General features: G+C 45.3%; 12 protein-coding genes and 1 tRNA gene. 4 read left to right on the top strand and 9 right to left on the bottom strand.

The genetic code is table 11. From position 1 onward, the window contains the following. Positions 1–73: 73 nt before the first annotated feature. Positions 74–829: an HAD family hydrolase gene (locus DW947_RS05195; protein WP_119958465.1), complete on the top strand. Its 756-nt coding sequence runs from the start codon at positions 74–76 to the stop codon at positions 827–829. Between the two features lie 55 nt (positions 830–884). On the opposite strand, the gene DW947_RS05190 is transcribed toward DW947_RS05195, so the two are convergent. Beyond that, a complete protein-coding gene (locus DW947_RS05190; protein WP_016273017.1) occupies positions 885–1,511 on the bottom strand; it encodes a hypothetical protein in 627 nt (208 codons plus the stop codon). 202 nt (positions 1,512–1,713) lie between these two features. On the opposite strand from DW947_RS05190, the gene DW947_RS05180 reads away from it, so the two are divergent. Next, on the top strand, positions 1,714–2,151 hold the full coding sequence (locus DW947_RS05180; protein ID WP_005833165.1) for a PepSY-like domain-containing protein: 438 nt from the start codon (positions 1,714–1,716) through the stop codon (positions 2,149–2,151). Positions 2,152–2,572: 421 nt separating this feature from the next. Here the strand turns inward: DW947_RS05180 and DW947_RS05175 are convergent, their stop codons facing one another. From DW947_RS05175 to DW947_RS05155, 5 genes are all read right to left on the bottom strand, one after another. Then, positions 2,573–3,454 carry an alpha/beta hydrolase gene (locus DW947_RS05175; protein ID WP_022401425.1) on the bottom strand — a complete coding sequence of 294 codons (882 nt, stop codon included), beginning with the start codon at positions 3,452–3,454 and terminating at the stop codon, positions 2,573–2,575. 108 nt (positions 3,455–3,562) lie between these two features. Further along, positions 3,563–4,393, bottom strand: coding sequence for a MerR family transcriptional regulator (locus DW947_RS05170; protein ID WP_005833169.1), 831 nt, complete (start codon positions 4,391–4,393; stop codon positions 3,563–3,565). Between the two features lie 90 nt (positions 4,394–4,483). Continuing rightward, positions 4,484–4,957: a hypothetical protein gene (locus DW947_RS05165; RefSeq protein WP_005833171.1), complete on the bottom strand. Its 474-nt coding sequence runs from the start codon at positions 4,955–4,957 to the stop codon at positions 4,484–4,486. A 6-nt stretch (positions 4,958–4,963) separates the two neighbouring features. After that, the gene (gene msrA, locus DW947_RS05160; protein ID WP_225982599.1) at positions 4,964–5,515 is read right to left on the bottom strand and encodes a peptide-methionine (S)-S-oxide reductase MsrA; all 552 of its coding nucleotides are present in this window, start codon (positions 5,513–5,515) and stop codon (positions 4,964–4,966) included. Positions 5,516–5,726: 211 nt separating this feature from the next. After that, a tRNA-Arg gene (locus tag DW947_RS05155) sits at positions 5,727–5,799 on the bottom strand. 212 nt (positions 5,800–6,011) lie between these two features. Between DW947_RS05155 and asnA the strand changes: the two genes are divergently transcribed. Beyond that, the gene (gene asnA / locus DW947_RS05150; protein WP_008664075.1) at positions 6,012–7,049 is read left to right on the top strand and encodes an aspartate--ammonia ligase; all 1,038 of its coding nucleotides are present in this window, start codon (positions 6,012–6,014) and stop codon (positions 7,047–7,049) included. A 104-nt stretch (positions 7,050–7,153) separates the two neighbouring features. After that, positions 7,154–7,816, top strand: a complete 663-nt coding sequence (gene ung / locus DW947_RS05145; RefSeq protein WP_005827240.1) for a uracil-DNA glycosylase — start codon at positions 7,154–7,156, stop codon at positions 7,814–7,816. A 3-nt stretch (positions 7,817–7,819) separates the two neighbouring features. On the opposite strand, the gene DW947_RS05140 is transcribed toward ung, so the two are convergent. The 3 genes from DW947_RS05140 to DW947_RS05130 form a co-directional block, all read right to left on the bottom strand. Beyond that, entirely contained in the window at positions 7,820–10,597 is a 2,778-nt protein-coding gene (locus DW947_RS05140; RefSeq protein WP_005827242.1) for a putative LPS assembly protein LptD, read from the bottom strand. A gap of 79 nt (positions 10,598–10,676) precedes the next feature. Continuing rightward, positions 10,677–11,213, bottom strand: a complete 537-nt coding sequence (locus DW947_RS05135) for an HD domain-containing protein (RefSeq protein WP_005827246.1) — start codon at positions 11,211–11,213, stop codon at positions 10,677–10,679. 20 nt (positions 11,214–11,233) lie between these two features. Then, positions 11,234–12,967 (bottom strand): ArnT family glycosyltransferase, encoded by a 1,734-nt coding sequence (locus DW947_RS05130; protein WP_117589117.1) that lies wholly within the window; start codon positions 12,965–12,967, stop codon positions 11,234–11,236. Positions 12,968–13,034: the final 67 nt, after the last annotated feature.

Raw genomic sequence — 13,034 nt, 5'->3', positions numbered from 1 at the left:
AAGCCGTTTCCCGATTTTCAACTCTCAATTTATTTACCCTGCATTCCTTAATTTTTAATCCTCAATCTACCAAGTGTTCGAAAACTCTATCGCCCGTTATCTGGAAAAGCACGGGCATTCCAACATCCAATTGAAAGCAGTTCTTTTTGACATGGACGGCGTACTGTTCAACTCCATGCCCTACCATGCCGATGCCTGGCATAAAGTAATGAAACGCCATGGCCTGCACTTGAGCCGTGAAGAGGCATACATGCACGAGGGACGTACCGGAGCCTCCACCATCAACATCGTTTATCAACGCCAGTATGGCAAGGATGCCACTCCCGAGATGATAGAAAGCATCTATGCAGAGAAAAGCGCCGAATTCAGTACCCACCCGGAACCGGAACGTATGCCGGGTGCTTGGGAAGTGCTGCAAAAGGTAAAAGCGGCAGGACTTATTCCGGTACTTGTCACCGGTTCGGGCCAACACTCCCTGCTGAACCGCCTTGCCCACAACTTCCCTGGTATGTTTCAGCGCGACCACATGGTGACCGCCTTTGATGTGAAATACGGAAAGCCTCATCCTGAGCCTTATCTAATGGGACTGGAAAAAGCCGGAGTACAAACCAACGAAGCTATAGTTGTAGAAAATGCACCTATCGGAGTACAAGCCGGAACAGCAGCCGGCATATTCACTGTGGCAGTCAATACCGGTCCGCTGGACAGGCAGGTATTACTGGATGCCGGAGCAGATTTATTGTTTCCGTCCATGCAGGCGCTTTGTGACGACTGGGAAAGGTTGCAAACCGCATTAGATGCCAGTAATAGCCTTCGCCACAAAGATTGACGGCGACCCAAACAATATAACAGTTGATTGGAGCTTATATAACCAAGTAATACCATTACTTGATATACAGAAGGCATCTATTGTCTTTCTTCTTAAAACGCTCCAATCTACTCATTTTCTCCTTCTCGGTTTCTTTAATAGGGAACGTTATCCTACGAGTATCTTTATCATAATCGTACAATTCTCTGGCAGGAACTACATAAACAGATTCCGGACCGTCACCACACCATCCAAAGCCAAAAACATAAAACAAGTTTTTTATCGGACGGTTCAACAGATTAGAGTTCATATACCTTTCGTACTTTTCAATGTCTTTTATATCGAGATAAAAACCTATCTTACTTCGCCATTTACATTCTACAGCTATAATATCTCCAACTTCATGAATGGTACTCGTAGTGGTAACACACTCCATCAACAAATCCGGAGATGATGAAGACAGAGGTCTATAACCCTCAATGTATTTATCACCTCTCCAATCTAAAAGCCGCCAAAATATTTTCTTGTCACAGAGGTCCGGATAACCTTCTTTACTAATATTAGAGTTCTTCACAACCCATTCCTCAAATCTATCTCCCAAATATTTACTTTTCTTCCTTTCTTTAAAATATTGAAAGGTATCCATAAACCGATATTGGAAAACACCTACAAAATCATCGATAAACTGATTTAATATTTTCATAGCCATAATAGTCTATTGTGTCTTTAAATAATATTCATTGCAAACAAAAATTCATAGGTGAAGAGCCGCAACACCCATTTTCAAAAATAGATTTTTTTTCATTTCCAAAAATAGAGTTTTTTTCCCAATTCTTTCCAGATTTCCTTCCCATCTTTGCAATACAGAAAACAAATAAAGTATTAATTATTAAAAATAGAAAAGTATGAAAAAGTTAGTTATGATGTTGGTTTGTATGTTTGCAGTGCACACAATGGTAATGGCAGATAATGATAAGCCGATAGAGGTGAGCCAGTTGCCGGCGAAGGCGCAGACATTTATCAAGACTTATTTTAAAGACCATAAGGTGGCAATGGCTAAATTGGAGTCGGGAATGTTTTATAAAAGCTATGATGTGGTGTTCACGAATGGGGAGAAGGTAGAATTTGATAAATCGGGAGAATGGAAGGAGGTACGATGCAGACAAAGTGAAGTTCCTGCACAGATTGTACCGGAAGCGATACGTAACTATGTAAAGACCAATTATCCGGATGCAAGAATTCTTCAGATTGAGTACGATGACAATGAGTATGAGATAAAGTTGTCTAATCGTTGGGAAATTACATTTGACTCTAAAATGAGGGTGATTGACATTGACGATTGATGACAAGAAAGATTTAGAATATGTAGATTATAAAGTTAAGTATCAAGAAGCTGAAAACAGTTGCTTGGAGAGGGTTTCTCCAGGCAACTGTTTTTTTATGCACTTCCGTACGGTAGCAGGGCATATGGTGCTGCGCTCATTGTACAACAGTAGTTGTACTACTATTCCAATTGCCCGGAGTCAACGAAGCCCCGGCTGCACTTTTGCAGTTTTTTAATCAGTGTGTCCGGAGAAGGACACTCAACCTTCTCCGGAGCTGAAAATACTGATTTATAAGGAAACGGCGCTTCTCGGCGCTTCCTGCCGGAAGGCGACTCAGGCTATGACGCTTTTAGGATTTTGGCAGACCTCACCATGGTATAGGTAGTCCCCTTAGTACAATGGCGCATATCATTCAGCTTACTGAAAAATAGATTTTTTTTCAGAGAGGTTCGTTCGGCAGAGAAATTCCAACCGCAGAACGGAAGAACAACGTTTTCAGTCCGTCATAAAATCCCGGAAGAGCAACCGTTCCATGCGTCTCTTCCGGGAACTTTTTTGATACCACCCGCAAATGCCGCTTCTCCATACGAGGAACTGCACTCCCTATAAAATCATCTGTCAGGGGAAAGTGGATCAGCTTCCTATCAAGACGCGGCTGAGTGGCAAACGCAACATACAGTTGCTTTCCTGAAAAGTCAACCTTATCCACCTGCCGTTCTACCTGTTTCTGAAAATATCCTTTATCCCACCATAAACTGGGGTCTATGGCGATGTATGTATCAAATGCACCGGGATAATTCAGCAAAACATGCAGCGTGAACAACCCGGCATAAGAATGTCCAGCCAACAAGTGTTGTCCATTCACCGGCAAGTCTTGTTCCACTGCGAGGCGTAGCTCCTCCGTCAGAAAACGGCAAAATTGTCCTGCCCCACCCCCTTCCGGTTTATCGCCCGGACGGACAGTTCCGTCACGCCGGGCAGCGGAACAGGTTGGCGTAAAGTCTCTGGTTCTGTTTGTATTCAGGACAGCCACAACGATACAGGGCGGTAAGGAAGAAACTTTGGAGGTGGAAAACAAGCGAGTAAAACCTACCACCGAATGAAAAAAAGAATCACCGTCCAGCAAATAAAGAACCGGATAACTTTCCTCTTTTTCACCCGGGCGGGTTGCAGGTACATACACCCAATATTCTCTAGCCTCATTCAAGACATGCGAAAACAAAGTGTGGCGAGTCCCGATAGAAATAGCTTCTTGCGCTCTCAGCGGAAAACCGAGCCAAGTGACAACTACCAATATGAACAGAATATGCAGGCTTCTCATTTCAATTCTTTTTTCAGTCTGCAAAGTTCGCAGAAAATAAGTTGACTACCTATCCCTATTTTTAGGTATTCTCACGGTTGAAAGCTTTCCGCAGAAATCAAAGGCTGATTAAGAAAGTTTGATGGGCAACTGAATTTCCGTCATCCATTCATCCACCGTTTCTTTGTTCCAAATGCCGTCAATATGGCAAAACCGGGCACGGTCAATGACCTCGTATCCATTTGTCTCGGCATACGCAAAAAGCTCGGCGAAAGTTTCGGGCATATGCTCATAAGCACCGTAATGGTTGACACAGAGCGCAACCGGCACTTCCGGAAGTTCCTTGAATTTAATCAGTTCCGAATCTTCCTTGCGTTCAGCCACCGCTTCAAAAAACTCGATATCAATATCAACCCCATATTCCTCATTATATTCCACCGTGAAACAATATTCCGGGGCAGGACATTCACAACCCAAACGGTACATTTCAGGCCCGATGATATTCGGACAAAGATTGAACAGCTCCTGATAAGAGTCTATTTTACGGCGATGGGTAGCAAAAATTCTTGAAGGGAGGGATTTCTTAAACACTTTTTCCATAACATTCTCTTGTTTATGGAGTAAATTTTCCAATTTGGCAAGTTCGGTCTGCCGCCATATCAAGTGTTCAATCTCGTTTTTGCAACGTTCTATTTTAACCTTCAACAATTCAGCATCCGGAAATTCCTTGCCATCGGCAAACAACTCGGATATCTCTTCGAGGCTGAACCCTAATTGCTTGAGGTAAACAATACGGCTCATACACCGGAGCTGGCTGATGTCGTAATAGCGATACCCCGTCCACTCATCCACTTCAACGGGTATCATCAATCCTATCTCTTCATAATGACGAAGCGTCTTAACGGTCACCTGGCAAAGTTTGGAAAACTCTCCGATTTTAAACTTCATTTTATTCTTCATAAACTCATGCGCATTTTGTTTATGATGCAAAGATAGGTCCTGCCCTTAGGGACGAGTCAAGAGATTGCTTCAAAAAAAACACATATTTCACTATTCACAACGGCAATAGGTGTTTGCACCGCACGTACAATGGGGTAACAACTGCCCACTCAGTTCATCGCGGTAAAATTCATACAGCCGCCGGTACATGGTTTCATAGAGTGCGGCAATTTGTTGCTCCTGCTCACTTTCATTTTGAAAACGATTTTTAAAGGGGTCTTCAAAATTAAAATGCACCTGCTGCTTGGCATCCAGAGTGATAAATTTCAGTTCTTCTCCGGCTTCTTTACATAGGGTAATCACGTAGTCCCACGACCGGTGCGTATAGGTCCCGACACCAGACGGTTTCTTGCGAGACACGCTGAAACCATTCTGTTCCATCACATTGCACACGGCATCGGGAACGCAGTTCCCCTCCATAATTCCTGCCGTAGAGATATTCATTCCCCTGCCAAATGCATGCAGGAGTTCCTGCGCGATACGGCTGCGGCACGTATCTTCATTACTTATTAACAGTATATCCATTGTCCGTTACTTTTCCAGGTTTAAATACTCGCCATCTCCTTCTTTCTTCATCTTCGCTTTACGTGCCAGGTCGAACAAGGTGGGGTTAATGTGACAATATCCACCAGGATTTTTGTCCAGATAGTCTTGATGATAATCTTCGGCGAGATAGAAGTTCTTCAAAGGCTCTATCTCTACAACCAACGGACGGGAGTAGTTGGCAGCCAGCCGGTCAACGGTTTCACGAATAACAGGCAGGTCGGCGGTATCCGTATAATAGATACCCGTGCGATACTGTGTACCTCTATCCCCCCCTTGCTTATTGAGGCTGGTAGGGTCAATCGTTTTGAAATAAAGGTCGATAAGGAAAGGTAAGTCCACCTCATCGGGATCATACTGTACTTTTACGGTTTCGGCAAAGTCCGTGGTACCGGTACACACCTGCTGATAGGTAGGATTGGCTATATTTCCATTGGCATATCCCACCTGGGTAGCCTCCACACCTTCTATTTGTTTCAGGAAATGTTCGGTACCCCAAAAACATCCTCCTGCCAGATAAATCTCTTTCATTGGTTTCATGTCTGTTCTCCTTTCTGACCGTCCTTCCGGCTTACCGGCATAGGACAGACAAGTCATTAACATTGCAAAAATAAATATTATTTGTTTCATACCTCTAACTCTATGGAAATTATAACAAGAAAGAGAACCGTATGGTTGACTTTTCTGGATGTATTGTATAAAAAGAAACTCCCTTTGCAAAATATTCATGCAAAGGGAGTTCCTTTCTTTGTGACCCCGGTGCGATTCAAACGCACGACCTTCAGAACCGGAATCTGACGCTCTATTCACTAAGCTACGGAGCCAAATGTGGATGCAAAAGTATAAAAAAATTAGCAGATTCCTAACATTCAAACGCTTTTTATATCAAACCGAGGAATATTTTTATTATTACTTTGAGAAGACTAACCGCAATTACACAAACATTTTGTTCTTTTTTCCCACAAAACAGAAGCAAGTATCAATATTATTCCTATCTTTGCCGAGCAATTTAATAGAAGTTATACTGAATAAATTTATGAGCTACCTGATAACACCTGAAGGTTACAAACCTTTATTGGACCTAAAACAGACTGAATTAGGGATTAAACAAATTAAAGAGTTCTTCCAATTGAACCTCTCTTCCGAACTGCGCCTGCGACGTGTGACAGCTCCACTGTTCGTATTGAAAGGAATGGGTATCAATGACGACCTCAATGGAGTGGAACGTGCCGTAACTTTCCCTATCAAAGATTTGGGCGACGCCAAAGCTGAAGTGGTGCACTCCCTCGCCAAATGGAAACGCCTCACGCTTGCCGAATACCATATCGAACCGGGATATGGCATCTACACAGACATGAATGCCATCCGTGCCGATGAAGAACTGGGCAATCTGCATTCCCTTTATGTAGACCAGTGGGACTGGGAACGCGTCATTACTGCCGAAGACCGCAATGTGGAATTCCTCAAGGAGATAGTAACCCGTATCTATGCAGCTATGGTGCGCACAGAATATATGGTATATGAGATGTATCCGCAAATCAAGCCTTGCCTGCCCCAGAAACTTCACTTTATCCATGCCGAAGAATTGCGCCAACTGTATCCGGACTTGGAACCCAAATGCCGCGAACATGCCATTTGCAAGAAATACGGTGCAGTGTTCATCATCGGTATCGGATGCAAGCTGAGCGACGGCAAGAAGCACGACGGACGCGCCCCGGACTACGACGACTATACCAGCAAAGGGCTGAACGACCTCCCCGGACTGAACGGTGACCTCTTGCTATGGGACCACATCCTGCAACGCAGCATCGAACTTTCCTCCATGGGTATCCGCGTAGACAAGGAAGCCCTGCTTCGCCAGCTCAAAGAGGAAGGCGAAGAGGAACGCCTGGAACTTTACTTCCACAAACGCTTGATGAATGATACACTGCCGCTTTCCATCGGTGGCGGTATAGGGCAGTCCCGCCTCTGTATGTTCTATCTGCGCAAGGCGCATATCGGTGAGATACAAGCCAGTATCTGGCCGGAAGATATGCGCAAAGAGTGCAAGGAACACAATATACACTTGATTTGATATACATTTATCCCGTCATATAATATAAAGTTCACCCCCTCAAAAGGTTGGACTTTATTTTTTATTTTGTACTTTAGCATCCGAAACTACTAACAGATCCAATTATGAATGTTCAAATAGAAGAAAGCTGGAAAGCACATCTGCAACCTGAATTTGAGAAAGATTATTTCCGTACATTGACTGATTTTGTACGGGACGAATATGGGAAATATGCAATATATCCTCCGGGAAAGCTGATATTCAATGCATTCAACCTATGCCCTTTTGACAAAGTAAAAGTCGTGATAATCGGTCAAGACCCCTATCATGGTCCGGGACAAGCACACGGACTTTGTTTCTCCGTAAATGACGGTGTTCCTTTCCCTCCTTCCTTACTTAATATTTTCAAGGAAATAAAAAATGACATTGGCACTGATGCCCCCACTACCGGCAATCTGACACGCTGGGCAGAGCAAGGCATATTGCTGCTCAATGCTACCCTCACCGTACGTGCACACCAAGCCGGTTCTCACCAAAACCGAGGTTGGGAAACATTTACAGATGCGGCTATCCGCATTCTCGCCGAAGAAAAAGAGCATCTTGTATTTATTCTTTGGGGAGCCTACGCCCAACGTAAAGGGGCATTCATCGACCGTAGCCGACATCTGGTACTCACCTCGGCACATCCATCTCCCCTATCCGCTTATAACGGCTTCTTCGGGAACAAGCATTTCAGCAAAACAAACGAGTATTTGCGGGAACATGGAGAGACGGAAATAATTTGGTAAACATCAATACCACTGAATATTACTCTGAGTCTGGCTTCTCTGTTCCCATTTCAAGTCTTGCAGGATACTTGCATTGGCACGGATGGTAAAGTTATAGTATTTCCAGCGTCCGAAAGGTGATATGGCAGCCGTCATGCTGAAACAGTGCAGGTCACGTGTGATGTTGAAAGCGGTCTGCGTTATCTCCTTCGCATTGAAGTCATAACCGGAATTGAAGCTGACAGCCCATTTATTGGTAAGCTTGACGTTACCGTTTATATTAAGGGAATTCAGGCTGAATTTGTACGGATAGCGCATGTTCTTACGATTAATGGGCTTACTGGTGTCTTCCGTAATATTGAAACCGGTACTGAAGTTGATAGACCAAGGCATCTTGAATACCTGATAGCCGTCAGCATCGGCAGCAGCCTTTTCCTTCTTCTTCTTCGGAGTGCCGTCCTCGGTAGTTTCCCCCTCCATGTCACCGTCTTCCTCCGTCGAGGCATTCTGGTCTTGGCCCTGCTCCTCGTCATCCTTCTGACCGGTGAAGAAGTTCCTTATTTTCTTCCACGAATCATTGTTCACGGTCCAACTGAACGACGTACCATATCCCGACCAACGACCGAAACGGCCATACGACCATTCCGTACGGTTACCGGGCACCACCCTTCCGTTCTCATCAAACTCGTAAGCATAAGTGGCAAAGGTAGAGCTCATACTCAACGTATAACTCTTGCTCAACTTCAGACGGAGATTAAAGCTCAAGTCACTCCAAGGACGCACCTGAGCAGCCGTGTTGTAACTGATACCCATACTCAAATCGTCAATCAGGCTCACCTTGCGGATAGAGTCATTCTTATCCTTGAACTTCATTTCAAGGTTATTGGAGATATTGAAACTGATAAGCCCCTGCTTTCCTCCACTTGGCGGACTGAACACCTGACCGGCATAATAGGAATACTGCACGGTATCGCGAATGCCGTTCTGGTCTTTTATATAAGAGTCATAATAGCCAAAACGGGACGAAGTGAAATCGGGTGCAGCGCTGAAACTGATGGAGGGAGTGATGACGTGACGTATCTGTATCTCCTTCTTCTTCATAAACAATGGCTTGTACATACCATAAACTTTGGTATTGATACCCAGACTGGCACTGTAGTCGTATACACGGTGAAAACCGTAGGTCGTATCATTCACCTCCTTGCCTTGCTCATCGTCCCAGTCCTTCTTCACCTTGCGGGTGTACCAACGCTCCGTATAGTTTACGGTAGGCGTCACATTGAAGTACTTGAACAAAGTAAACGTGGCACTTACCGGAATCTCATGCTGCATACCGTTCTCCCAATCGCGTATCAGGTTCTTCTTGAACAACAGATTGTCCTTCGTCTTGATACTGTTCTTCACACGGCCAGTATAGCGAACGGAAATCTTCTCATACCACTTTTCATCTCCCACTGCATGTTTACGCTTGAAAGGGAAAATGGTACTCAAGGAAATGGTCATGTCCGGTAAAGTCACCGCGATAGAGGAGTCGCGCATGGTCTGGGCAATATTACCTGAAGCGGAGATGCTCAGATGCTGGTCGGGAAAGTTACGCGAATAGCTGACACTGGAAGTCTTGGTATTCTGCGACATTGCCTGGGAGTTGTACATATTGCCGATATTGGTACGCTCATAACTACTGGTAGCAAAGTTCACACTGGCAGAAAAGGTAGAATTCGGACTCGCTTTCGGGTCCTGCCGGTGAGACCACACCACCTTGAAGTCTTTGGCAACCGAGTAGTCGGGCAAGCCTTTGTCACCGGTCTTGGTCACCTGATAGCTTGCCTGCAGCAAACCGGAATATTTGTAACGCTTCACATAGTTCGACTCCATATTCAGCGCCCAAGAACCTTTCGTGAAGATATCCGCCCGCAGCTTCAAGTCCATTTGGTCACTGATGGCGAAGTAATATCCACCGTCCGTCAGACCGAAGCCACGATTGGAGTCATCCATATAGGTAGGCATCAGAAAACCGGACTGGTAACTGCTAGAAAACGGGAAAAAGAAAAATGGAACGGCAAGCGGAAGCGGCACATCCTCTACTACCAGATAGGCAGGTCCCGTCACCACGTTCTTTTTCGGACGTACCTTGGCATAAGTCATCTGCATATAAAAATGGGGGTGGTCATGATGGTCACAAGTCGTGTAACGACCGCTCCTCATATAGAGTTCATCATTATTCCCTTTCTTGGCATTATTACCGGTCACGTATCCCTCGCCCTGCTGGCTGACAACATTGCTGATAAGACCTCTTTTACTCTTGAAGTTATAACGGATAGTATCGGTTTCGTAGGAGGTGTCCCCGTCTTTGAAGACCGGTCTTCCCTTGGCTGTTCCTACAGAATCGACCACGCCACGGGCAAAAACCGTACTGTTGTCCATATCCATAGAGATGACATCAGCCTCCAGGTCAGCACCCGGATAACTCACCTTTCCCTGGCCGTAAAGATGGGCAAAGCCACTCTGCGTAAATACAATGGAGTCATTGGCTTCGTAGGCTACGGGAGCATCCAATGCATCCTTCTTGGGAGGCGCAGCCGCTACCGTATCTTGTTGCAACGAATCGGCAGGAAGCCCCTTTCCCCCTTGCAGGGAGTCTCCCATCTGCAAACTATCCCCTACCTGCAACGTGTCTGTCCGCTGAATATTCGGAGGCGCGACCTTCGCTCTACGGCGCTGAGAAGCAGCCCCACCGGAGAGAAGAAGCAAGACGAATAGTAGTATGAATGATATGAATGTATTTGCTTTCAATGGCGTCATTAACTAATAGTTTACGCTTGGAGGGGCAAAAGTACATAATTTATACGGATAATCTCCCTTTTTAAAGAAATTTAGATTGCTACAAGAACTGTTCGCACCAATTATCAAAGCGCCGTACCCCTTCTTCACCATAACGTTCCAAACTTTTTCGGGCTTTTTCTACACTTTTCTCCTTTTCCAAATGAGTTTTTGAATAAAACTTATCGGCAAAACAGATAGCTTGTTCTTCCAAGCTGACCGGAACCATTTCACGATGCGGTACGGGCAAATCCTGCGCAATGATTCCCTCCAATGAAAGTCCGGCACCCGTATGGCGTTCACAAACCAAAGCATGGCGGGGATAGCCTTCGCCGCGTATCAGGTCGGCTCCCAAATAACCGTGACAGATATAAGGCTTGTCGCCAAAACAATGGATACCTGCCGCATCTGTAAGAAAAATGCCTATATCGTGCAGCATGGCAGCCTCGTACAGAAAATCCTTATCCAATGAAAGTTCCGGATGGCGGTCGGCAATCCATAACGACTTGTCGGCTACGGAACGGCTGTGCGTCAACAGTATATGCCGCAACTCATTCTCTTCCGGATAATATTTGTTAATGATATCTATCGGATTCATTTTAAGTTATGAGTTATAAATTATGGGTTATGAATGTCAATCGCCCTAAATTTATACATGCAGATTTCATTACGCATATCACAACTGCGTCTGTCTGTACGGAATATCTTTTCCAGATGATACGTCTGTTCCAGCTCTCCCAACATATTCTCCTCCTCCTTTACGGGAACCAACAAATAGCCCTCCCCGCTGGACGGACGTTCCTTTTCAATGTGCCGCATGCGGTCTTTCAGATAGAAGTTAACACCATAGAAACTCATTTTCGAGTAAGAATAGACCACACCTTCCGGAACATACGTATTGACCCTTTCAGCCAAATGTTTATCTGATTTCACAGCCAGCACCGTGGGCTGATAAACCGAATCCAATGATACGAAAAGACAAAGCATACATCCTGCTATACCATATAATAATGACCGGCTATCCGCACGCTTTACCACCATACATAATGTGCAGACAGCGGCTACTACGGGAAGCGCTACCAGGAGCCACTTGGGAACAGACAAAGCCACATCCTCCAACGCATGCATAAAGGCTACATTCTCAGCGGCATGGCGTCCACTTCCAAAAACGCTGTCGGGAACCAGGCCGAGACGAACTACGACAAAAACAAGCGTAAGCAACAAGCCCAAAGAAGCAAAGATGATTGCACAAATCCTGAAAACTCGTGCCCCCTTTTGTACCAAAGCCAACAGATACTCAGCTATCAGCACTGCCATAAACGGATAGATGGGAAGCAGATAAACGCTCCGCTTACTCTTGGGGATGCAGTAGAAGACAAAGATTATCAGAATGACCAGCCACGTGAACAATTGTACCGGAGACTGGTTGCGGAAAGCAGTCCAGCCCTTCTTCAACCGCAACAGCAGGGTCTCCCCTTCCGGCAGACAACGCATGTTTTTCCACTTCAAGCCAAACAAGGAAACTACCAGAACCAACGTCCAGGGAATCCATCCCCAAATCAAAGTCAGGAAATTATACCATATAGGATTTTCATGGGACTCGTAGGACATTTTGCCCATAAACCGCCTGGTATTCTCCTCCAGAACCAAATCGAGGAACGGTTGTCCACCTTGTCTGTAAGCTACGTATACCCAAGCTAAATAAGGAACAAAAGAAAGCAAGCCGATACCTACCAACGAGAAAAACGCTTTCCAGAAAGAACGTCCGCGCAACAACTGATACACACCGATACACGCGCAAGGGAATATGGAGCCTACCGGCCCTTTGGTCAACGTGGCACATCCCATCAGCAACACCGCAAGCCAAGGCACTCCGCGGCATCCCTTCTCATCCCAGCGGAACAGCAGACAAAGGGAAATAACGATAAAGGCAACCTGAACCATATCGACCCGACAAGCGACAGCCGCCCGATGCACCTCGAAAGAAGACAAAAGAAGAATAGAGGCCAGAAACGCCGTTTGAACGTTTTTACGTTTTGCCACAAAGGCAAAGAACATCAACTGCATGGCTAAAAAAGCCAATGCAGACGGGAAACGGGCAGAAAACTCCGTCACCTCTCCAAAAAGGGAAGAGACGGCGGCTATTGACCAGTAGAAGAAAGGGGGTTTATAAGCAATATCAGTACCATAGTTCACCGGAAGTATCCAGTTTCCACTTTCCAGCATAGAAAGGGCAACAATCGCCTCCCGCGGTTCCCCCTTGGAATAAAAAATGGTTTCTCCCAGAAAGGGAACAACCACAAGCACACTCAGCAGCGCAATAAACCAGAACGCCTTCTTTCTGTCCGACATACCTTATTTGTTTTTTATGTTTTCTGGACGCAAAGATAGCGCAAACCGAAAGCAGATGCAAATTTAT

This window comes from Bacteroides sp. AM44-19, assembly GCF_003603395.1.
Lineage (GTDB): Bacteria > Bacteroidota > Bacteroidia > Bacteroidales > Bacteroidaceae > Bacteroides > Bacteroides uniformis.
The sequence above is the reverse complement of the archived record's forward strand: the minus strand, read 5'-3'. Positions and strand labels throughout refer to the sequence as shown.